We start from the raw sequence: 22,518 nt of genomic DNA on the forward strand, positions 1-22,518 counted from the left end.
GGATGCGACTTAGGGATGGTCTGATCAACGCGACCGGAAAACGAAGCAACCGCATCCGCCGCGCTGAGGGCGCTCAAATCGCCGATTTTTTGCCGGTTTCGGCACGTTTGCGGGGTGTTGCCTGGATTACAGGCACAGCTTCCCCGCAGCAGGCATTAACGCTTTGCGCGTCAGCCACAGATTCGATAGTGCAAACAGCGTCAGCACCTGTGCGGTGTTCTTCGCCAAACCGCGATAGCGCACCTTGACGTAACCAAACTGACGCTTGATCACCCGAAACGGGTGTTCCACCTTCGCACGCAGGCTGGCTTTGGTGTGCTCCCAGCGCTTGGCCAACTTCAGTTCGCGCTTATTCTTGATCTGCTTCAGCTTCGAGGGCTTCTCCGCGATCAGGTAGCGCAGCGTGCGCTTGCCCTTCATCTCATCGCGCTTGTCCAGCCCGGTGTAGCCGCTGTCGCCGCTCACAGTGTCTTCCTTGCCGTGCAGCAGCTTGTGCGCCTGCGTGATGTCCGCTGCGTTGGCCGCCGTGCATTCCACGTGGTGCACCAGGCCCGACTCATCGTCCACCCCGATGTGCGCCTTCATCCCGAAGAAGTACTGGTTGCCCTTCTTGGTCTGGTGCATGTCCGGATCGCGCTCGCCATCCTTGTTCTTGGTCGAACTTGGCGCCGCAATGATCGTGGCATCCACGATCGTCCCGCCCCGCAGACTCTGCCCTTTACGCGACAGGTGCGCGTTGACCCGGTTGAACAGCTTGCGCGCCAAATCATGCCGCTCCAGCAAATGCCGGAAGTTGAGAATCGTCGTTTCATCCGGCACCTCATCCAGCCCGCCGATCTTCGCAAAACGGCGCATCGACACCGTGTCGTACAGTGCTTCTTCCGCCGATGGATCGCTCAGTGCGTACCACTGCTGCAAAAAGTGGATGCGCAGCATCGTCTCCAGCCGATACGGCTGTCGCCCCGGCTGCCCCGACTTCGGGTAGTGCGGTTCGATCAGTGCCAGCAGATCCTTCCACGGCACGACCTGGTCCATCTCGGCCAAGAACACCTCACGCCGCGTCCGCTTGCGCTTGCCGTTGTACTCCGCATCGCCGAAGGTCAGTTGCATCGTCGTTGTCCCGTTGCGTCTGTGTGATTGTCGCAGGATCAAGGGGAGTTGTTCAGAGTTTCCTTAGCGATAACAGCCGCGTTGCAGCGTGACGCATCGTTGGGCCTGCGCGCGTGATTCGCAGTACGTGGCGGCGCTATCTGACGCCAACAGCCGCTTGAACCAATGCCGCGCGCAATCCGCAACATTACGCGCACGCCTACCGCAGCGAAACCGTGCCGTGACTGATCAGCGCGCCAGCTGCCGCTTCAACCAGGTGCTGCGCGTGGCCGGCGCTTCGGCCAGGAAAGCATCGCGCAAACCATCGCGTTCCTGGGGCGGGGTGCGCTGTGCCAACACCGCCAGTTGCTCCAGCTGGCCGGCATCCAGGCTGCGCAGCGCGGCGAGCATGGCGTCGCGCTGGGCCAGTGGCACGTAGCCGATCAGCGGCTGCAATTGTGCATAGAACGCCCCCACCTGCGAGCCCAGGCGCCAGCCATCGCGATGCAGGCGATCCATCGCGCCGAACTGCGTGCGCAACGCGCGTTGCTGATCCTTAGGCAAAGCCTGCAGGCGCTCGCGAGCCTGACGCAGCACCACGCGGTCCGTCGCAGTCAGCCCCTTCCAGGCGGCGTAGCGGGCACGCAACTCGGCCTGCTGCGCGGGCGTCATCGCCTCCCAGCGCGCGCGTTGCTGCGCGGCGCTCGGGGTTGTACTCGCCGTTGCGGCAACCGCCGTGGATGCGAGAGGCGCAGCGGCGGATTCTTCCAGCGGCGTCGGCAAGGTCTGCGCGCCGGCAATGCCGGCAATGGCGCAGAGCAACAGGCCGCACCAGTTAGTTGGCTTCATCATCGACCGTCTCCAGAGGGGCGGAAGGCTGCTCGGCCGCGGTGGCATGCGCGCCAGATTCATCGACCGGCATCGGGTGGCCGGCGGCATACCAGGCATAGAAGTCTGCAGCACGTGCCAGCTCCAGATCGGGGTCGGCCAGCATGGTCTGGTCGCGCGGGTCCAGGCCCGGCTTGGCCACTGCTTCCGGCAGGTCGGCCGCGGGCAGTTCTTCCACCAAGACCGGCGCCGCGTCGGTCACATGCAGCACGCCAGCCGGCGCCTGCGACACGGGCTCGGGCGGTAGCGCCGGCCGGCGGTGGGTCCACCACCAGCCCAGCACCGCCAGCAGCAGCGCCACCACCAGCACGCCCAGCGCCATGCCTGCGTGGCGGCGCTCCAGCTGCGGCCACTGCCATTGCCGCCTGGGACGCGTGCGTGCGGTGGCTGGACCCGGACGATGCGGCGCCGGTGCTGCCGCGGCCGGCGCGGCCGTCTGTAGCGACATCCCGGCCAAGGCCGAATCGCGCAGCTGGCTGAGCCGGGTCAACTGGGCCGGGGTCAGGTCGCGCAGTTCCACTTGCGCCGCCTCGGCCAGGGCCCGCCAGGCCTGTGCATCGGGGTTGCCGGCAGCATCGCGCGGGCAGGCGCGCGCCAGCGACTGTCGGTAGTCCGCCGCCTCGACACCCTGCACCTCGCTGGCCACTACCTCTTCCAGCCCGGCCACGATCCGCAGCAGCAGGGCCAGGCGGTCGGCGGTCTGCATCTGGCCCAGCGCGGTGAATGGGGGCAGCCAGGTGCCCGGCATCGGCTCGCGTCGCAGCGGCGGCGCGGTGGCCAGCAAGCTCCAGAAGCGCATCGGCCAGCCAGCCATCGGCCGACCTGCCGCCTGGCTGCTGAAGGCGCGCAGAGCCGCTGCGAGGGTGCGCTCGGCGGTGGCAACGTCGCCGCATTGCAATTGGGCGAGTACCAGACCCCGGCGCTCGACACCGCGCAAGAAGGCAGATAGCGCGGCAGGGGTCACGGGGGCGTCGGGGACTACGGTCATGAGAACTCCAGCATCGGCCGGCATGATACCGACGCGATTGGCCACCGCCGATGGCTTGACAGATCGGCCCGGCCCAGCTCCGCCTTCACGCCAGCCGCGCCCATCACCGCTGCGGGTTGTGCACAGCGGCAGACATACCGATACGCGTGCGTCTGTCAACTGTTGTTTTTTCTTTGTTGCAATCGTGTTTCACGCCTAAGTGATTGAAATTTATTAACTTATGCATGTTGGCTAAAAAATGTCCAAGGGGTTGAAGAGGCTAGTGAATCCGTCGTCATAGCGTGGAGCACGAGACTAATTCACAGGTTTATCCACAGGCGGTGTGGATAAACCCGTTTCCTTAACCCTCACATAGGTTTACGTCGGATTTATCACTTCCGTCACAGAACGCGGCGCCGCTTCGGCGCCGATTTGAACCGGCTCGGGTCGGCTGCCGGCCTCTGGACAGGGTCGGTAGACTGGTCGGATGTCTTCGACCGTCGCCACCCTGCGCGTCGCCTTGCCGGTGCCGCTGCCTCAGTTATTCGACTATCTGCCCCCGGCCGATGCGCCGCTGACCGATCAGGCACGGGTCGGCTGCCGGGTGCGGGTGCCGTTTGGGCCGCGCGAGCTGGTCGGCGTGGTGGTGGAGATCGGCCAACTGCCAACGGCCGACGGCCTGCGCCTGGCATTGGCCTGGTGCGACCAGGCGCGGCTACTGGTCGATGAACTGGCACGCTCGCTGCAGTGGCTGGCCCGCTACACCCATGCGCCGCTCGGCGAAGCCCAGGCCAGCGCCCTGCCCGGCCCTTTACGCCGCGGTGAGCCCTTGGCCGACACCCACGCCTGGGCCTGGCAGCTGACCGAAGCCGGCCGCAGCGGTGCCGCCAGCCTGCGTGCGGGCAGCCGCCCCGCTCTGTTGGCGGCTCTTCTGCTCACCGGTGCAGTCGGCGAAGAGCAACTGGACCCGCTCCTGCCGCAGTGGCGCGAGGCCGCGCGCAGCCTGGCCAAGCGTCACTACGCCGAGCGCGTGGCGATGCCGGCGGACACCATCTCACCGCGCCCGGGCAGCGGCCCCCAACTCAACGACGAACAACAGGCGGCGGCCGCCGCGATCCGCGCGCACAGCGGTTTTGCCACCTATCTGCTCGATGGCGTCACCGGCAGCGGCAAGACCGAGGTCTACCTGCAGGCGATTGCCGATTGCCTGGCCGCCGGCAAGCAGGCGCTGGTGCTGGTCCCCGAGATCGGGCTGACCCCGCAAACGCTGGGCCGCTTCCGTGCACGCCTGGGCGTGCCGGTGCACGCGCTGCACTCAGGACTCTCCGATGGCGAACGCGCACGGGTGTGGGCAGCGGCCTGGCGCGGGGAGGCCAAGCTGATCGTCGGCACCCGCTCGGCGGTGTTCACCCCGTTGCCGAACGCCGGCCTGATCGTGATCGACGAAGAGCACGACGGCAGCTACAAGCAGCAGGACGGCATCCGCTATCACGCGCGCGATTTCGCGCTGGTGCGCGGCAAGGCGCTGGATGTGCCGGTGATCCTGGGCAGCGCCACCCCATCGCTGGAGAGCCTGCACAATGCCTACTCCGGCCGCTACCAGCATCTGCGCTTGTCGCGCCGTGCCGGCGAAGCGCGCCCGCCGCGGGTACGTGTGCTGGATGTGCGCAAGCGTCCGCTCAAGGACGGCCTGTCGCCCGAGGTGCTGGCCGGCATCGGCGCCACCCTGGCGCGCGGCGAACAGGTCCTGGTATTCAAGAACCGCCGCGGCTATGCGCCGGTGCTGCTGTGTCACGACTGCGGCTGGACCGCCGCCTGCCAGCGCTGCAGCACGCCGCTGCATCAGACCCCGATGACCGTGCATGCCGGCGGCCGCCGTCTGCAGTGCCACCACTGCGGCGCGCGCCAACCCGCACCGCTGGCCTGCCCGGCCTGCGCCAGCCTGGCGCTGCAACCGCAGGGCATCGGCACCGAACGGCTGGAAGAGCGTTTGACCGAGGCGTTCCCGGACTTCCCGGTGGTGCGCATCGACCGCAGTACCACCCAGCGCCGCGACGCACTGGAAACTCAGCTCGCCCGGCTCGGCACCGATGCCGGCATCCTGGTCGGCACGCAGATCCTGGCCAAGGGCCACGATCTGCCACGGCTGACCATGGTGGTAGTGGTCGGCATCGACGAAGGCCTGTTCTCGGCCGACTTCCGCGCCGCCGAAAAACTCTCCCAGCAGTTGATCCAGGTGGCAGGACGCGCCGGGCGTGCCGATCGCCCGGGTGAAGTCTGGCTGCAGACCCACCACCCCGAGCATCCCTTGCTGCAGACCCTGGTCAATGGCGGCTACCACGCCTTTGTCGATGCCGAACTGCAGCAGCGCGAAGCGGCTGGATTCCCGCCCTTCGCGCACCTGGCCTTGTTCCGTGCCGAAGCCAAGGATGTGGCGGCGGCCAATCAGTTCCTGCTGGCGGTGCGTGGCTTGACCAGCGCCGACCCCAGCACGCAATCGCCGGCATTTGCTGCAGTGGAATGCTACGGCCCGATGCCGGCACCGATGCCGCGCCGCGCCGGTTTCCAACGCACCCAGCTGCTGTTGTCGGCGCAGCAACGCTCGGCATTGCATCGGCTGCTCGATACGCAACTGCCGGCGATCTATGCATTGCCGCAAGCCCGCCGCGTGCGCTGGTCGCTGGATGTGGACCCGATCGACTTGTATTAGCGCATGGCGTATCAAACACGGCCGCTGGCAGCCCCACGCATGTTTTGCGCGGTGTGCTCACGTCGTGGAGGAGCGCGCTTGCGCGCGATGGGGCATTACCGGCAATGCCCTCGCGCACAAGTGCGCTCCTACCCGCAACTGCTCACCACGTTGTGTTAGCCGCTTTAGGTCAATGCCGTCATTACGGCGCGCTGGTACGCCGGCCGCGCACGCAGGCGCGCGTACCACGCCTGCAGATGCGGCAATTCCGGGCGCTCGATCGGCATTTCGAACCACGCGTAGATGAAGCTCCCCAGCGGAATATCACCCATCGCGAACTGCTCGCCGGATAGATACGGCTGCTGCGCCAATGCCGCATCCGCGCGTGCGAGCAGATCGCCCGACTGGCTCAACGCCGCATCTATGCGTGCGTGATCGCGCTCGGCCTCCACTGTGCGCACAACGCCCCAGAACAGGTCGCGAAACACACCGGCGAACGTGGAGGTAGTCCAATCCATCCAGCGGTCGCCCAGCGCGCGTTCGGCCGGTGCCTGCGGATACAACGCCGGCGCATAGTGCGCGGCCAGATAACGCACGATCGCATTGGATTCCCACAGCACCAGCGCGCCATCCTGCAAGGTCGGCACGACGCCATTCGGATTCAAGGCGCGATAGGCCGGCGTGTCGTTGCCGCCGAACGCACCGCCCACTTCGATCGAGGTGTAGACCACCCCGGCTTCTTCGGCGCACCACAACACCTTGCGCACGTTGCTGGAATTGCGCCGTCCCCAGATCGTGATGGCGGGCATCGCTGCGGCGGGCAGATTTGCGTCCTGCGTCATGCTCAGCCCCCTGCTGCAGGTTTGGCTGGCGCACGCGCGGGGCGCTTGGCAGCCGCTGCCGGTTGCGCCTTCGCAGCGGCCGGCTGCGCCGGTTTGGCGCGCCCACCCTTGGGCGTGTCGCGCACCCACAACGCCTGTTCGTCCTGCTTGATCTCGAACAAGCCGATCGCGCGCACCAGATCGCTGAGCTTGCGATAGCCGTAGTTGCGTGGATCGAACGAGGCCTGGTTGGCGACCTGTTTACCGACTGCACTCAGCAATGCCCAACCATCGTCTTCGCAGGCGCTGACGATCGCGTTGCGCAGCATTTGCACCAGGCGCGTATCGCTGCGTAATGCGGTGGCGTCCTTGCGACCGACAGCGGTCTCGCTGGCAGCCGCCGCCTGTTCGCCGAGCGCTTCGACATAGGTGAATTTGGAGCACGCATTGACGAACGGCGCAGGTGTTTTCTTCTCACCGAAGCCATACACTTTCATGCCGTCGGTGAGCAGGCGCATCACCAGCGGCGTGAAGTCGGCATCGCTGGAGACAATCGCAAATCCGTCCAGATTGCGCGCGTACAACAGATCCATCGCGTCGATCACCATCGCCATGTCCGAGGCGTTTTTGCCGGAACTGTAGGCAAACTGCTGGATCGGGCGGATCGCGTAATCGTGCAACGCTGCTTCCCAGCCTTTCAAATGCGGGCTTTTCCAGTTGCCGTAAGCGCGGCGCACGTTGGCCACGCCGTAGCGCGCCACTTCGGCCAGCACCACGTCGATCTTGCCGGCCGGCGCATTGTCGGCGTCGATCAGCAGCGCGATGCGTTTGTCGGGATTGTCGATCATGCTCATTGCTCCAGGGACGCGGCAGATTCAGCAGATTCGGTCTTGATATCGGTGTCGATGTCGACGCCGGTCTCCATGTCGCTTTCGTCGGTGTCGGTGTCGACGTCCGCCTCAGCCTCGACCGGCAAGGTGTACTCGGTGCCATCGCGCAGCGTGAGCACGCCTGTGCTCAGGATCTCGCGTTCGGCGCCGTCACTGATCTAAGTGGCATGCACGCGTCCAGTGCCGCGATGCCTTCCACATCGAACACGAACTCATCGCCACTCGGTGCCAGACTGGTGCGATAGAGATCCACCCGCATGTCGCGGATCTGCCCGATATGTTCCTGCACGACTGCATCGTCCTGCAGGCGCTGCGCGCCTGATCGACAAACAACGACCAGCCGATCGATATCAGCCAGACGAGTGCGCCGAGCACTAGCATCCCGAACCGCACCACACAGGTCACCACGCCGATCAGCCCGATCGCAACGCCGCTGAGTGGCTTTTTGGCCGCGGGCGCGGATGGGACCAGTGGCGGCGCAGCGCACGATGCAGCTGGCGGCACAGACGACAATGGCGGCAACGGGGGCGGTAGCGACGACATGCGGTCACCGGAAGCAAGGATGCGACATGATGCCGCACAGGGCCGCGCTGACGCGGCATGTTCATTGCCGATGCGGCATGCTGTGGAGCCCGCGTCGCAATCCATCGGACCTTACGATGACCCCTCCCCCCTCCCAAGCTCCACTGCACCTTGTTGTGGTTGGTGGCGGTTTCGCCGGCTTATGGGCGACCCGCGCGCTCGATGACCCCAATATCCGCATCACCTTGATCGACCGCCAGAACCATCATCTGTTCCAGCCACTGCTGTACCAGGTCGCCACTGCCGGCCTGTCGGCGCCGGACATCGCCGCACCGCTGCGGCACATCCTGCGCGAGCAACGCAATGTCGAAGTGCTGCTCGGCGATGTCACCGACATCGCACCGGCCCGCCGCGAAGTGGTCCTGGCCGACGGCAACACGCTCGGTTACGACATGCTGCTGCTGGCCACTGGCGCCACGCATGCCTATTTCGGCAACGACCACTGGGCCGAACACGCACCGGGCCTGAAAACGCTGTATGACGCGCTGGTGCTGCGGCGCAAGCTGCTGCTCGCCTTCGAACGCGCCGAAGCCGAATCCGACCCTGCCGCACGCGCCGCCTGGTTGAGTTTTGCGGTGGTCGGTGGCGGGCCGACCGGCGTGGAACTGGCCGGCACCCTGGCCGAAATCGCCCGCCACACGCTCAAGAACGAGTTCCGCCACATCGACCCGCAACAGGCGCGCGTGCGCTTGGTTGAAGCCGGCCCGCGCGTGCTGCCGTCGTTTCCGGAAGATCTCACCGACAAGGCGCGCAAGCAGTTGGAACGCCTGGGCGTGGAAGTGCACACCGGCACGCCGGTCACCCACATCGATGCGCTGGGCTACCAACTCGGCGACACCTTCGTGCCGGCGCGCACCGTGGTGTGGGCGGCCGGCGTGGCTGCCTCGCCGCTGGCGCGCACGCTGGGCGTGCCGCTGGATCGCGCCGGTCGCGTACTGGTGGAGCCCGACCTCAGCGTGCCGGGCCACCCGGAGATCTTCGTCGGCGGTGACCTGGCGTCTGTGCAGCAAGACGGTCGCCCGGTGCCGGGCGTGGCGCCTGCCGCCAAGCAGATGGGCAAGCACATCGCCAAGGCGATTGGTGCACGCCATCGCGGCCAGACGACGCCAACCTTCCGTTACCAGGACTTCGGCAACCTGGCCACGATCGGCCGCATGGCGGCCATCGTGCATGTCGGCAAACTCAAGCTCTCCGGGATCGTCGCCTGGTGGTTCTGGCTGGCCGCGCACGTGTACTTCCTGATCGGCTTCCGTAACCGGTTCGTGGTGCTGGTGAACTGGGCGATGGCGTACTGGAGCTATCAGCGCGCTGCACGCATCATCTTCGGCGGCGCCACCGACGACCCGCCGCCCAGCAGCAAGGACGGGTGACAGCGGCGCAGGCCGTGCGCGATGCTGTGCGGCCTGAGTCGATGGCCTGATCGTGGCAACTGTCCTGTTCCTGCTGGATCTGCTCGGCACCTTCGTGTTCGCCCTCAGCGGCGCGACCGTGGCGGTGCGCAACCGCCTGGATCTGTTCGGCGTGCTGGTGCTGTCCTGCGCGGCCGCGGTGTCCGGCGGCATCGTGCGCGATGTGCTGATCGGCACCACCCCGCCGGCCGCGCTGGTGCAGCCGCAGTATTTGCTGGTCGCCTGCCTGGCCGGCGTTGCCGGCTTCTACTGGCATGCAGCAGTGGAACGCCTGCGCAACCCCGTGCAGATCTTCGACGCGGCCGGGCTGGCGCTGTTTGCGGTGTACGGCACCAGCAAGGCGCTGGACTACCACCTCAGCCCACTGAGCGCGACGCTGCTGGGCATGCTCAGCGGCATCGGCGGCGGTATCGCGCGCGATCTGCTGGTGGCACGCACGCCAGTGGTGTTGCAGGCCGAACTGTATGCCGTCGCCGCGCTGGCTGGTGGCGGGCTGGTCGCGGTCGGGCACATCTTGGACGTGCCGCAGGCCTGGTCGCTGGCAACCGGTGCCGGCGTGTGTTTTGGCCTGCGCTTTATGGCCATCCGTTACGGCTGGCATCTGCCGGTAGCGCGCGCGCCGGAGTAGCAATCGCGTAGCACCTCATATGCAAACGGCCCGGAAAACCGGGCCGTTTGCGCAACAACTCCTGCGTCATCGCAAGATCAGGCGACGAACAGCGCCTTCATCTTCTTTAGCGCATTCGCTTCGATCTGGCGGATACGCTCGGCCGACACGCCGTACTCGTCGGCCAGCTCCTGCAGCGTCACTTTGGAATCCGAATCCAGCCAGCGGCGCTTGACGATGTCACGCGAACGCGTGTCCAGGCCAGCCATGCCTTCACGCAGTAACTGCAGCTGATTGTCTTCACTGTCGTGACGCTCGTACGCCTGCGACGGATCTTCTTCGTTGGCGACCAGGTAGCTCACCGGCGACGGCGGGCCGTGATCGTCGTCTTCATCCGACGACGCATCGAAACCGATATCGCGACCGGACAGACGCGACTCCATCTCCATCACTTCACGCTCGGAGACGTTCAAGTCCTTGGCGACCGCAGTCACTTCCGACGCATTGAGCCAGCCCAGGCGGGTCTTGGACTTGCGCAGGTTGAAGAACAGCTTGCGCTGCGCCTTGGTCGTGGCGACCTTGACGATGCGCCAGTTCTTCAGGATGAACTCGTGCATTTCGGCACGAATCCAGTGCACCGCGAAGCTGACCAAACGCACACCCATGTCCGGGTCGAAGCGCTTGACCGCCTTCATCAAGCCGATATTACCTTCCTGGATCAGGTCGCCCAGCGGCAGGCCGTAGCCGTTGTAGCCGCGGGCAACGTGCACCACGAAGCGCAGGTGGGAATGGACCAGTTCGCGCGCGGCGTCCAGATCCAGCTCGTCGCGGAAGCGGCGGGCCAGATTCTGTTCCTCATCGACCGACAGCACCGGAATCTGGTGCACGGCACCGATGTAGGCGTCCAGCGAACCGAGCGCACTGGGAATCGGGAGATTGTTTGCCACAAGGGCAGTCGAGGTAGTCTGGTTCATAGGCACCATCTTAGCAGTCGAACTAATGGACTGCCGGGTATAGAAAGAGTTCCCAGAATCCATTTATAGAACATTCGGGCTTTTTATGCCGCCGGTGTTCTACAGTCCGGCAATCCGAATTCGACACCTACGTTACCACCCAGCCCCTCTGCAAACCGTGACACATTGGTTGCGAAAACGAGGCTGTCGGCAACGCTGTTCAGGCACCGGCGGAGGTAGTGTCCAACTCATTGCGCGGCGGCAGCGACCAGTCGATCGGGCTGATCCCGCGCCGTTGCAAATGCGCGTTGGTCTTGGAGAAATGCTGGCAGCCCAGGAAGCCGCGGTGCGCCGACAACGGCGAGGGATGCGGCGCCTTGAACACGCGATGGCGCGCCTGGTCGATGACCTTGCCCTTGGACTGCGCGTAGCTGCCCCAGAGCAGGAACACCAAGCCTTCGCGCTCGCGATTGAGGGTTTCCACCACATGGTCGGTGAAGCCTTCCCAGCCCTTGTTCTGGTGGGCGCCGGCGCGTCCCTGCTCCACCGTCAGCACGGCATTGAGCAGCAGCACGCCCTGGCGCGCCCAGGGCATCAGGTAGCCATGATCCGGCCGCGCGATGCCCAGATCGTCCTGGATCTCTTTGTAGATGTTGAGCAGCGACGGCGGCACCGGCACGCCCGGCAGCACCGAAAAACACAGCCCGTGCGCCTGGCCTTCGCCGTGATACGGGTCCTGGCCCAGGATCACCACCTTGAGCTGATCGAACGGGGTGGCGTCGAAGGCAGCGAAGATCTGCGGGCCGGGCGGAAACACCCGCGCACCGGCAGCCTTGCGTTGGCGCAGGAATGCCGACAGCTCCTGCATCTCCGGGCGTAGCAGCCAGTCGCCCACCTTTGCCTTCCACGACGGTTCCAGCTGGATACGTGCTTCCACTTCAGTCATAGCGTGACAGCCTGATCCTCTAAGCGTGCCAGGCGCAGCTGGAACAACACCTTGGTCACCAGCAGGCGCTCTTCGATCGGCTTTTGCACCAGATCGTTGGCACCGGCGCGCAGCAATTCGGACTGATTGCGCGGGTTGGTATCGCCGGTCATCACCAGCACCGGCAGACGGCGCTTGCCGTAGGCGAAATCGATGCGGATACGCTCGACCACATCGCGGCCGTTGAGCTCGCCTTTCAGGGTCACGTCGGTCAGCACCACGTCGATACGGCGCTCGGTGCGGCCCAGCGATTCGGCGGTAAGCAGCGCAAAGGCATCTTCGGCGGTGAGTACGTGCACCACTTTCAGGCTCTGGCGCTCGAGCATGCGTTTGGTCGCCTCGGCCACCACGCGACTGTCTTCGATGTAGAGCACGGTCGCGCCCACCACCGGCTCGGGCTGCACGTAGCCGCGGATGAAGGTGGCAAGGGCTTCATGCCCCAGCGCCTTGTCGAAGTAGTCGGTGACGTATTCGGTAAAGCGACGCTCCACCAGATGCTGCTGCGCATCGCCGGAAACCACGATCACCGGCACGTACGCCCGCCCGGCGGTTTCGCGCACGCTGCGCGCCAGAGTCAGGCCATCGCCATCGGGCAGCGAGAGCGAGGTGGTCACCAGATCCACTGCCCCAGCTTCCAGTGTCTGGCGCGCTTCGGCAATGCTGGAACAGCCGATCACCTGCACGTTGGGCAGGTCGCGCTTGAGCACGTCGGCAATCAGCTTGCGTACCAGCTTGGAGCCATCGACCACCATCACGCGCGGCGCGTCGCTGATCAGGTGTTTGAGATCTGGTGAATGCATGGCAGGTCTCAGGTCTCGGTGGGGCGGGTCTGGCGAAGGAAATGGCCGGTCACCAGCCAGGCGCCCAACCATCCCAGCACCAGTGTGCCGACCAGTACCATCGCAGAATGCAACAGATCCAGCCCGTGCAGGGTAAAAGAACTACCGTAGCTGTCGGCTAATGTCGCCAGTGGCGCACGCAACGCCAGACCCGAGGCAGCAATCAAAGCGAGCGCAACGGCGCCGGCACCGAGCCCGTACCACGCGCCCAGATACAGGAACGGGCGACGGATGAAGCCATCGCTGGCGCCAAGCAACTGCAGCACGCCGATTTCTTCGCGCCGCGACTGGATATCCAGTCGCACGGTGTTGCCAACTACCAGCACCGCACCGATGCCGAGCAAGGCCGACAACACCTGCACCAGGCGCTCGCCGAAGTGCAGCCAGCCATCCAGACGCTTGCGCCACAGCGCGTCGTGCTGCACTTGATCGGTCTGCGGCAGCGCCTGCAGCGCGCCGGCCAGTTGCGCATCGTCGGCCGCATCGGCGGGGGTGACGATCAGCAAGGTGGGCAGCGGGTTTTCGCCCAGCGCATCGGCAGCTTCATCGAGCTTGGCGCTCTCGCGTAGCTCGGCCAAACCCTGCTCGGGCGTGCGCAAGGTGACCTTGGCAACGTCCGGGCGCGCACGCAGCTCGCCAGCCAGCGCCTGCGCCGCGTCGGCGGCCACGTCCACCTTCAGAAACAGATTGATTTCGCGCGACTGCTGCACGCTGCCTGCCAGCAGCTTGACGTTGTCCAACGCAATCGACAGCCCCAGCGGGAGCGCAAGCGCCAAAGCCATCACAACGATGGTCAGCAAGGTGGCCCACGGCTTGCGCATCGCACGGCCCAGGCTGAAGGCGATGCTGTGCAGGTGGTGGTCGATCCATACGCCGAATCGCGACGGCGCGACGGCTTCGGTATTGGCGGGCTTGCTCATTCGGCCAGGTCCTGCGGCGAGATGTCGTCGACCAGGCGGCCGTGATCCAGGATCAGCACGCGTTTGCGCATCTGCTTGAGCAGGGCAAGGTCGTGGCTGACCACCAGCACGCTGGTGCCACGCGCAGGAAGTTCGGCGAACAACTGCATGATTTCTGCGGCAAGCGCCGGGTCGAGATTACCGGTGGGCTCATCGGCCACCAGCAGGCGCGGTTCACCGACGATGGCGCGCGCGATGCCCACGCGTTGCTGCTCGCCCGCAGACAATTGCGACGGCAAGGCTTTTTCGCGATGGGACAGACCAATACGTTCCAGCGCAGAGCGCACGCGCTTGCCGATCTCGGCACGCCGGGTGCCGCGCAGGATCAGCGGCAACGCCACGTTCTCGGCGATGCTGCGGTCGTTGAGCAGACGGTGGTCCTGATAGACCGCACCGACCTGGCGCCGATGCAGCGGAATCTGCCGGCCGCGCACCTTGAGCAGGTTGCGTTCGCCCAGCAGCACCGCGCCCTGGCTTGGCCGCTCGCTGAGGTGGATCAATTTGAGCAAGGTACTTTTGCCGGCGCCGGAGTGGCCGGTCACGAACAGCATCTCGCCATCGGCCACTTCGAAGCTGACATCGGTCAGCGCCTGGTGGCCCCCGGCGTAGTGCTTGCTGACGTTGTCGAAACGCAGAACGGTCATCTAACGATTATGCCGGAGCGCCAGTGCTTGCGTCGCATCGCCGATGCTCGGCGATGCGATCGATACCGCAAACGGTCAGTTGCCCGAGACCAGCGAGCGTAGTCGGCGACCGATCCGGCTGAGCAGCGACGGGCTGCCCGACGGCTTGTTTGCAGCGCGCACTGGCGTGGCAACCACCTGGGTGGGCTTGCGCGGTGCGGCAGGCGCGGCAACCGGCGTGGATGCCACTGCCGGCTCGGCACCTTCAACCGGACGACCGTTGCGACGACGACGGCGCTTGCGCGGTGCGCGCTCGGCATCGGCCACGCCCGCGGAAGGCGCCTGCGCCGCTGCGGCAGCAACCACCGGATGTTCGGTCGGCGCGGAAGTTGCGGGCGCTTCGCCTTCCACACGCGGCTTGCGGCGCGGACGCGGCTTGCCGTCGGCACCGGCGCTGGCACCATCGCGGCGACCGCCGCCACTGCCGCTGCGCGATGCGCCGCCGGGGCCACTGCGCCCGCCACCGCGACGCTGTTCTTCGGCAGCACGCTGTTCGCGCGCTTGGCGGAAGATCGTGCCCACGCTGTCGCCAGCGTCGTCATCGACCTCTTCGCCTTCCACCGGCACGCGTGCTGCACGCGGCAACGGCGTCAGTAGCTCGGAGGTCACCGGCTCGACCGGGATCTTCTGCTCGATGTAAGCCTCGATGTCCGGCAGGCTAATCGCGTAGCGCTCGCAGGCAAAGCTGATCGCATCGCCTTCTTCGCCCAGACGCGCGGTGCGGCCGATGCGGTGCACATAGTCTTCCGCGTCGAACGGCAGGTCGTAGTTGTAGACGTACTTGACGCCGTCGATGTGCAGACCGCGCGCAGCCACGTCGGTGGCAACCAGGATTTCTAGCTGGCCCTTCTGGAAGCGGTTGAGCAGCGACTCGCGCTTTTTCTGCGGCACGTCGCCCGACAGCACGCCAACGCGGTAGCCATGCCGCTCCAGGGCACGCGCCACGCGCTCGACGAATGCCTTGGTGTTGACGAACACCATCGTGCGGGCGCCTTCGCTACGCGACAACAAACCCAACAGTAGTGTCTGCTTCTCTTCGTCGGACGGGAAATAGATGCGCTGGCGCACCCGCGCGGCGGTAATGGTCTCGGTCTCGACGACGAGCTTTTCCGGCTCGTTCATGTGCTCGTAGGCCAACTCCAGCACGCGGTGGCTGAGGGTGGCCGAGAACAACAACGTCTGCCGGGTGCCGCGCTCGGGCATGCGCCGCAGCAGGAAGCGGATGTCCTTGATGAAGCCCAGGTCGAACATGCGATCGGCTTCGTCCAGCACGCAGATTTCGCAGGCGTGCAGCGACACCACCTTGTGCTGCTTGACGTAGTCGATCAGGCGGCCCGGGGTGGCGATGATCACGTCCACGCCCTGCTGCAGCAGCTCGCGCTGTTTGTCGTAGTCCACACCGCCGTAGACCAGCGCAAAGCGCAGGCCCAGGTCGGCGCCAAACTTCACTGCGTCCTTGTGGATCTGGATGGCCAGCTCGCGGGTCGGCGCCAGGATCAGCGCGCGCGGGTCTTCGGGCTTGCGGTCGGCCAGGGCCGGGCGATTCAGCAGGCGGTTCACCACCGTCACCAAGAACGCCAGGGTCTTGCCGGTGCCGGTCTGGGCCTGGCCGGCGACATCGCCGCCCGGCAGCGCGACCGGCAAGGTCAGCGCCTGGATCGGGGTACAGCGGGTAAACCCTGCGCTCTCCAGGCCGGCGATCAGCGCCGGATGTAGGTCGAACGAGGAAAAGGTCAAATCGGTTAGCGGTTTGTCGCTCATTATTCCGTCTTCGTGGGGCGCCCTGGGCAGCCCGGGCGCGGCTTGCATCGATGCCGACAGCGTCGCAAACTGCGGCTCTTGTGGCGGACAGCGCGGCTTCAGGACTGACACTTGATTCAGTCGCGCAATGCCCCAGTTTAACGCAATGTAGCGGCCTGCCCGTTCGGGTGGGCCGTTTTGGTTTCCAGGAGACCCAACGTGAGCGATAAGGTTCAACATGTCGGCGATGCCGACTTCGATACAGCGGTACTGCAATCCGGCGAACCGGTTCTGGTGGATTTTTGGGCCGAGTGGTGTGGCCCGTGCAAGATGATCGCGCCGGTGCTGGACGATCTAGCTGACACCTACCAGGGCCGCCTGAAGGTTGCCAAGGTCAACGTGGACCAGAACCGCGCGCTGGCCATCAAGTACCACGTGCGCTCGATCCCGATGTTGTTGCTGTTCAAGGACGGGGAAGTGCAGGCGACCCAGATCGGTGCAGTCGGCAAGGGCCAGCTGACCCAGATGATCGACAAGACCCTGGGCGGCGCAGCCGCCTGAGCAGACGGGCGTCCAGCGATGGGCGCCCGATGGGCGCCGGCAGTTAAATCCTGCCCCGGAAGACGCTTGCGCGTTAACGCGCCGCGGTGATAGTATCAGTTGGTCCGGCACACGTTCGTGCGCCGCCGTACCCCTCTAGAAACTCTTCTAGACTCCCATCTACCAATAGTTCGCCCCCTAGCTGGGCGCTCGCACCTTAGCGAGGAATCACGCACTTGTCCGATCATCCTTCCTCCGATACCGGGAGCAGCGTCGACGCTCCCGTCGAGAAGCGCGTGCGCAAGCCGCGCGTGAGCAAGACCGCCGTCGCCAATGAAGACGGTGGCGCACAGCAGCCCAACCTGCCCTTGCCCGCCAGCCCCCCACCCGAAGCACCCCGTGCCCCGCAGGCACCGTCGCGCGCTGCCGATCCGGCACCGGCGCAGACGTCCAGCGATGGCGCACACGCCGGTCAGGCGCCCAGCGCCAACCACGGCGGTGACACCCACGGCGAGCCCCGCGAGGGCGGCCAGTCGCGGCAGCAGCGCTTCAATCAGGCGCAGCAACAGCAAAACCAGAATCAGGCCCAGAGCCAGGGGCAAGGCCAGCAGCAGGGTCAGGCCCAGGCACAAAGCCAGAACCAGAGCGCCGGCCAGAATCAGCAAGGCCAGGGCGGTCAGGGTCATGGACAAAACCAGCAAGGCCAGAACCAGCAGGGCAATCGCCGCGACCGGTTCCGCAACCGCCGTGACCGCGGCCCGCGTGATCGTTTCGGTAACGAAGGCGGCGGCATGCCCTCGTCCGATGGCAGCAACGAGCCGTTTATCGCACGGCCGCATCCGGCCGTGCCGGAAGGCTTCCCGGTGTATTCGCTGAGCGATCTCAAGCGGATGCCGGCGCAGAAGCTGCTGGATATCGCCGATCAGCTCAATATCCAGGAAGGCGTGGCGCGTGCGCGCAAGCAGGACGTGATCTTCGCCCTGCTCAAGGTGCTCACCCGTCATGGCGAAGGCGTTGCCGCCGACGGCGTACTGGAAATCCTGCCGGACGGCTTCGGTTTCCTGCGTGCTGCAGAAGCCAGCTACCTGGCCGGCCCGGACGATACCTATATTTCGCCCAGCCAGATCCGCCGCTTCAACCTGCGTACCGGCGACCATCTGTCCGGCCGCATCCGCTTCCCGAAGGACGGCGAACGTTATTTCGCGCTGTCGATCGTCGACACCATCAACGGCGAGCCGCTGGAAGCGAGCAAGGGCAAGGTTCTGTTCGAGAACCTGACCCCGCTGTTCCCGCGTCGCCGCTTCCGTCTGGAGCGTGGCGATGGCTCCACCGAGGACATCACCGGCCGCATTCTGGATCTGATGGCGCCGCAGGGTAAGGGTCAGCGTGCGCTGATCGTCTCCCCGCCGAAGGCCGGTAAGACGATGATGATGCAGCAGGTGGCCACGGCCATCACCACCAATCATCCCGAAGTGCACATGATTGTGCTGCTCATCGACGAGCGTCCGGAAGAGGTGACCGAAATGCAGCGCACCGTGCGCGGCGAGGTCATCTCCTCCACGTTCGACGAGCCAGCTGCGCGTCACGTGCAGGTCGCCGAGATGGTGATCGAGCGGGCCAAGCGCCTGGTCGAGCACAAGAAGGACGTGGTGATCCTGCTGGACTCCATTACCCGTCTGGCGCGCGCCTACAACAACGTGGTGCCCAGCTCCGGCAAGGTGCTCACCGGTGGCGTGGACGCCAATGCGTTGCATCGCCCGAAGCGCTTCTTCGGTGCGGCACGTAACGTGGAAGAAGGCGGCTCGCTGACCATCATTGCCACCGCGCTGGTGGAAACCGGCAGCAAGATGGACGAGGTGATCTACGAAGAGTTCAAGGGCACCGGTAACAGCGAAGTGCATTTGAACCGTCGCATCACCGAAAAGCGTGTGTACCCGGCCATCGACATCAACCGTTCGGGCACGCGCCGCGAAGACCTGCTGATCGAGCCGGAGCTGCTGCAGAAGATCTGGATCCTGCGCAAGCTGCTGCACCCGATGGACGAAATCGCGGCAATGGAATTCCTGCTGGACAAGATGAAGACCACCAAATCCAACGACGAGTTCTTCAGTTCGATGAAACGCTGATTTCGGTCGGTTTTATCGAAACAAAAAAGCCCCGCGTTGCGGGGCTTTTTTTATAAGTGAGGTGACTATCGTGCAGCCGTTAGCCGCTTCGACCAACGGCCCTCAACTCCCTTGCAACGGTGTTACCAGGCGAACACCTTCTCCGCGTGCGGAGAACAATCCACTGCCAGGCAGAGCTCCGGGCTATCGTTCGATGTCCCTGCGCCGCGCTGTTCATTCCAGGGAGCGCTCTGACGCGGACCAGGCAGATACGACCGCCATTTCTAGACCTGCTTTGCGGCGATCAGATCGCGTGCCGAGGTTCCGAGGTCAAAGCTGACCGGGACACGCATGACCCAGTAAGGCGCATTGACATCCGACCCCTCTGTCGGCGGCAAAAACTTCCACTCACGCGCCTTTGCAGACGCTGCATCGGCTAACACCTGGCGTACCCGTGCACGTTTGGATTCCGGCACCAGCGACGTGAGGTTGACCTGCTCTGCGATCAGATCTTCGACCTTGCCATCGCGCCCGATCTTGAGCATTAGATAGACCACACCGGTGGCGCCGGCCCGAAACGCCGCTTCCGGGTAGCGCGGTGGTTGCATGTCCTTGGTCCGCACACTCGTTGCGTCTTGCGCTTGCCCGCCGAAATGCGCGCTGCGGATCGACACCAGATAGTTTTCTCCCTCCCCTTGCTTTGCAACCAGCAGCAGGCTCATCGGCAACTGCGCGGGCAAAGCGCTGCCGTCCCCGCGCAGAGGGTCGAAGCGCCACGATGCGACCGACTGCTTGATCCGCTCGCGCACTGCCAGCGGCAAGCTCGCTTCGTCGGTAAGCTTCACTGCCGTGACGACGCCGTCCGGGGTCAATGTCAACTCGCCTGTGACATTCATGCTGGCCTCGGTCTGCGTTTGCACTTGCGCTGCGCTTGTACGCGCCTGCGCAACTCCAATACTGGCTAACGCCAACAAGATGCCAAGACCAAAACGCTGCTTCCGCTTCATGACCACACTCCTTGAGGGTTGAGTGCGTGTTGTACCAGTCTTGCCACTGCCGGTAAATCGCTACGCCAAACGCCGCGATTCCGCATACGGCGGGGTGTCGGGATAATCGTCTTCGCGAAAGCGGCTCTGCAGGTCGCGCCACCATTGTGGGTTGAACAGTTCCGGGTGCTGGTGTTTGACCGCTTCCAGTTGCGAGGACGGCAGGCCCATGAACAATGCGAAACGCTCGGGAAAGACGTCGCGTGGTCCGACATGGAACCAGGGTTCTGCGGCCATCTGTTCTTCGTAGGTGGTGGGCGTGGGCCAATCGCGAAAGGTGCATTCGGTGATCAAGCACAGCTCGTCGTAGTCGTAGAACACTGCGCGCTGATGGCGGGTGATGCCAAAATTTTTCAGCAGCATGTCGCCAGGAAAGATGTTGTTGCGCGCCATGTCCTTGATGGCCTGGCCGTAGTCCAGGGCTGCGGCATGCGCGGCTTCGGGCAATTGTTCACGCAGGTACAAATTCAACGGACGCAGACGGCGCTGCACGTAGCACAGTGCGATCAGCACATCGTCGCCATCTTCGCTCAGGCTCATCGCGCAGCTGGTCTGTAGCTCTTGCAGCAACGCCGGTGAAAAGCGTGCTTTTGGAAACCGCAGGAAACGATAGGGCTGCGCATCGAGCAGGCGGCCGATGCGGTCGAGCTGGAAGACCAACTCGTATTTGCCTTCCACCTGCGCGCGGCTCATGGTTTTGGGATACGCAAAGCGGTCGCGAATGAGCTTGAACACCAGCGGGTAACTGGGCAGCGTAAACACCACCATGACCATGCCGGGCGTGCCATCGGCGTGCACCAGTTGTTCGGACGGATGCGCCTGAAAATGGCTAAAAAACGTGCGATAGCGCTCGGTCTTGCCCTGCTTGGCGCGGCCCAGCATCGTGTACAGCTCATCGACCGGTTTGTGCGTGAGCAGGCTGCGTAGAAACACCACCGCATCGCCGACGGTGGACAGGTCGGCCTGGAAATAGCTGCGTGAATTACTGAACAATTGCGCGACATCGCTGCGCCGCGTCAGCACTGCTTCGGCGCGCATGCCGGCATCATCGTTGATCAGGGCAATCACGCACGGCGAGAAGCGATGTTCGCCGAATACGCGTCCGACCAGATAGGCGCGACGCTCGCGATAGAACACGGTCTCCAGCAATTCCACGCTGCGCACTGGATGTTCGCCCCAGTGCGCAAGGTCGTCTAGCAAGCGCACCGCAATCGCAGCCGCGCAGCGGGTGCGGTGCGCATACGGCACCGCGAACGCATAGTCGCCCAGCACCCGCACCAGCATGTCGGTCAAGCGGCCAGGCGAGACGGCATAGGTATGGCGCGCCACCGGCACAGTGATGGCATCGGTGGGTTCGATATCCAGCGCGATGAATTCGATCTCGGCATCGACGCCGTGGGTGCCGAAGTAGCGCCGGGTCAGGGTGTTGTAGAAGGTCTTGTACAACTCCTGATCGATCAACCCGCTCAGCAATGCGGCGTAGTGATCGCGGGCGCGCATCCACAGCGCGCGATCGTGCGCTTGGCCCAGCAGCACGGCACGCAAGCGCGACATGCATTCGGCAATGTAGTGGTCGTAAAGCGCGATACGTGCCACTGCGTCGTCGCGCGCACCGCTCCAATCGCGCGTTTCGAACCGCTGCTTGGCACGTGCGGTAATCGCGGAAAAGTGTGCGTGATAGTCCTCGAAGGCTTCATACACGGCCTGCGCGATGGCCAGTGCGCGACGCTCGGATTGCGGTGGTAACGATGGCTGACTCATGGCGGCAGTGTCCTTGAGCGCTTGCGACGGCGCACCGCGGACGGCACGGTAGTCAGCTGCTGCGCGTGCGCGGCGTGTTCGCGCGCCTGCCCCTGCAGCCAGGCACGGAACGCGAGAAACCCGCCATGCGTGGTGGAACGCGGCGGATACACCAGGTAATGCGACCAGCTGGTCTTGAGACGTTGCGTGGACAACGCCACCAGTTGCCCGGACTCAAGCAACAGGCGTGCGCGCGTCACACGCCCCAATGCAACGCCGACACCATCCAGGGCGGCACGGTGGTGCGCCTCTGATTCGTCGAGCACGGCGACATACCGCCGCGGCGCATCGCCGCCAAACGCCGCAAACCAGCGCAACCACGCGTCATCCGGGTCACCCAGCAATGGCCACTGATGCAACGGCGGCGCCTCCCTGCCGCCCATGCGTGCGATCAAGGCGGGGCTTGCCATTGGCACCAGCCATTCGTCGAACAACGGTTCGGCGATGACGCCCGACCATTGTCCGGCACCGATGCGCATGGCGGCATCCACCTGCTGCTGGCGCTCGAAATCGACCAGTCGCTCGCTCGACAGCAGATTGATTTCGATGGTGGGGTGGATGGCCAGAAATTCGCCCAGGCGTGGCACCAGCCACGCCGATGCCATCGACGGCGTCAGGCTCAGCGTCAACGTGTCTTCGCGACGCGCACCGAATGGCTCGATCGCTTCGGCAATCGTATCCAGATGCGGTGCGATGCGATCGAGCAGTTGCTGGCCCCGCAGCGTGGCGGTGACGCCACGCGCATGCCGCTGCAGCAGCGGATACCCCAGCCGTTGTTCAAGCGCGCGCATCTGGTGACTGAGCGCGCTGACGGTGAGATGCATCGCGCTGGCGGCACGCGACAGGTTGCCCAGGCGCACAGCGCTGACGAAGCCCTGCAATGCGTGAAGCGGCGGACGCGCCATGGCTCACCCTTGAATGGAATT

At 64.9% G+C, this 22,518-nt stretch carries 18 protein-coding genes and 2 pseudogenes; 5 read left to right on the forward strand and 15 right to left on the reverse strand.

Annotated elements, in window-relative coordinates:
* Window positions 1-126: 126 nt before the first annotated feature.
* The 3 genes from KWO_RS21160 to KWO_RS21170 form a co-directional block, all read right to left on the reverse strand.
* Window positions 127-1,110, reverse strand: a complete 984-nt coding sequence (locus KWO_RS21160) for an IS5 family transposase (RefSeq protein ID WP_017113471.1) — start codon at window positions 1,108-1,110, stop codon at window positions 127-129.
* Window positions 1,111-1,338: 228 nt separating this feature from the next.
* Window positions 1,339-1,941 (reverse strand): DUF3106 domain-containing protein, encoded by a 603-nt coding sequence (locus KWO_RS21165; RefSeq protein ID WP_026112209.1) that lies wholly within the window; start codon window positions 1,939-1,941, stop codon window positions 1,339-1,341.
* The gene (locus KWO_RS21170; RefSeq protein ID WP_026113275.1) at window positions 1,925-2,965 is read right to left on the reverse strand and encodes a hypothetical protein; all 1,041 of its coding nucleotides are present in this window, start codon (window positions 2,963-2,965) and stop codon (window positions 1,925-1,927) included. Before KWO_RS21170 ends, KWO_RS21165 begins: the two co-directional genes overlap by 17 nt.
* Before the next feature lie 466 nt (window positions 2,966-3,431).
* Between KWO_RS21170 and KWO_RS21175 the strand changes: the two genes are divergently transcribed.
* Window positions 3,432-5,654 carry a primosomal protein N' gene (locus KWO_RS21175; protein ID WP_010382533.1) on the forward strand — a complete coding sequence of 741 codons (2,223 nt, stop codon included), beginning with the start codon at window positions 3,432-3,434 and terminating at the stop codon, window positions 5,652-5,654.
* Window positions 5,655-5,818: 164 nt separating this feature from the next.
* Here KWO_RS21175 and KWO_RS21180 read toward each other — a convergent pair whose 3' ends face one another.
* The 3 genes and pseudogenes from KWO_RS21180 to KWO_RS23425 form a co-directional block, all read right to left on the reverse strand.
* Window positions 5,819-6,442 (reverse strand): glutathione S-transferase family protein, encoded by a 624-nt coding sequence (locus KWO_RS21180; RefSeq protein ID WP_017115183.1) that lies wholly within the window; start codon window positions 6,440-6,442, stop codon window positions 5,819-5,821.
* A 35-nt stretch (window positions 6,443-6,477) separates the two neighbouring features.
* Window positions 6,478-7,308 carry an NYN domain-containing protein gene (locus KWO_RS21185; RefSeq protein WP_010370107.1) on the reverse strand — a complete coding sequence of 277 codons (831 nt, stop codon included), beginning with the start codon at window positions 7,306-7,308 and terminating at the stop codon, window positions 6,478-6,480.
* Window positions 7,305-7,887: pseudogene (locus KWO_RS23425) on the reverse strand (hypothetical protein). Before KWO_RS23425 ends, KWO_RS21185 begins: the two are co-directional and overlap by 4 nt.
* Window positions 7,888-8,003: 116 nt before the next feature.
* Here KWO_RS23425 and KWO_RS21195 point away from each other — a divergent pair.
* A complete protein-coding gene (locus tag KWO_RS21195) occupies window positions 8,004-9,296 on the forward strand; it encodes an NAD(P)/FAD-dependent oxidoreductase (RefSeq protein ID WP_017112673.1) in 1,293 nt (430 codons plus the stop codon).
* Window positions 9,297-9,348: 52 nt separating this feature from the next.
* Window positions 9,349-9,963 (forward strand): trimeric intracellular cation channel family protein, encoded by a 615-nt coding sequence (locus KWO_RS21200; RefSeq protein ID WP_017112674.1) that lies wholly within the window; start codon window positions 9,349-9,351, stop codon window positions 9,961-9,963.
* A gap of 77 nt (window positions 9,964-10,040) precedes the next feature.
* Here the strand turns inward: KWO_RS21200 and rpoH are convergent, their stop codons facing one another.
* The 6 genes from rpoH to rhlB form a co-directional block, all read right to left on the reverse strand.
* The gene (gene rpoH, locus KWO_RS21205) at window positions 10,041-10,916 is read right to left on the reverse strand and encodes an RNA polymerase sigma factor RpoH (protein ID WP_010370120.1); all 876 of its coding nucleotides are present in this window, start codon (window positions 10,914-10,916) and stop codon (window positions 10,041-10,043) included.
* A gap of 199 nt (window positions 10,917-11,115) precedes the next feature.
* Window positions 11,116-11,841, reverse strand: coding sequence for a uracil-DNA glycosylase (ung, locus tag KWO_RS21210; protein WP_010382519.1), 726 nt, complete (start codon window positions 11,839-11,841; stop codon window positions 11,116-11,118).
* On the reverse strand, window positions 11,838-12,680 hold the full coding sequence (locus KWO_RS21215) for a response regulator (RefSeq protein WP_010382516.1): 843 nt from the start codon (window positions 12,678-12,680) through the stop codon (window positions 11,838-11,840). The genes ung and KWO_RS21215 overlap by 4 nt, the downstream gene beginning before the upstream one ends.
* An 8-nt stretch (window positions 12,681-12,688) precedes the next feature.
* On the reverse strand, window positions 12,689-13,639 hold the full coding sequence (gene ftsX, locus KWO_RS21220) for a permease-like cell division protein FtsX (RefSeq protein ID WP_010382514.1): 951 nt from the start codon (window positions 13,637-13,639) through the stop codon (window positions 12,689-12,691).
* Entirely contained in the window at window positions 13,636-14,322 is a 687-nt protein-coding gene (gene ftsE / locus KWO_RS21225) for a cell division ATP-binding protein FtsE (protein ID WP_010382511.1), read from the reverse strand. The genes ftsX and ftsE overlap by 4 nt, the downstream gene beginning before the upstream one ends.
* Window positions 14,323-14,397: 75 nt before the next feature.
* Entirely contained in the window at window positions 14,398-16,122 is a 1,725-nt protein-coding gene (gene rhlB, locus KWO_RS21230) for an ATP-dependent RNA helicase RhlB (protein ID WP_113622360.1), read from the reverse strand.
* Window positions 16,123-16,320: 198 nt separating this feature from the next.
* Here rhlB and trxA point away from each other — a divergent pair, with 198 nt between their 5' ends.
* Together trxA and rho are read left to right on the forward strand one after the other, a co-directional pair.
* Entirely contained in the window at window positions 16,321-16,662 is a 342-nt protein-coding gene (gene trxA, locus KWO_RS21235; RefSeq protein ID WP_010370143.1) for a thioredoxin TrxA, read from the forward strand.
* A gap of 215 nt (window positions 16,663-16,877) precedes the next feature.
* Complete coding sequence (rho, locus tag KWO_RS21240) at window positions 16,878-18,767, forward strand: transcription termination factor Rho (RefSeq protein ID WP_026113147.1); 1,890 nt, start codon at window positions 16,878-16,880, stop codon at window positions 18,765-18,767.
* A gap of 102 nt (window positions 18,768-18,869) precedes the next feature.
* Here the strand turns inward: rho and KWO_RS21245 are convergent.
* The 3 genes and pseudogenes from KWO_RS21245 to KWO_RS21255 all read right to left on the reverse strand — a co-directional run bounded on the left by KWO_RS21245 (window position 18,870) and on the right by KWO_RS21255 (window position 22,497).
* Window positions 18,870-19,753 (reverse strand): annotated as a pseudogene (locus KWO_RS21245) (energy transducer TonB).
* A gap of 60 nt (window positions 19,754-19,813) precedes the next feature.
* Complete coding sequence (aceK, locus tag KWO_RS21250; RefSeq protein WP_010381916.1) at window positions 19,814-21,553, reverse strand: bifunctional isocitrate dehydrogenase kinase/phosphatase; 1,740 nt, start codon at window positions 21,551-21,553, stop codon at window positions 19,814-19,816.
* Complete coding sequence (locus KWO_RS21255; RefSeq protein ID WP_010372425.1) at window positions 21,550-22,497, reverse strand: LysR substrate-binding domain-containing protein; 948 nt, start codon at window positions 22,495-22,497, stop codon at window positions 21,550-21,552. Before KWO_RS21255 ends, aceK begins: the two co-directional genes overlap by 4 nt.
* Window positions 22,498-22,518: the final 21 nt, after the last annotated feature.

This window comes from Xanthomonas vasicola pv. musacearum NCPPB 4379, from assembly GCF_000277895.2.
In the GTDB taxonomy this organism is placed as follows: domain Bacteria; phylum Pseudomonadota; class Gammaproteobacteria; order Xanthomonadales; family Xanthomonadaceae; genus Xanthomonas; species Xanthomonas vasicola.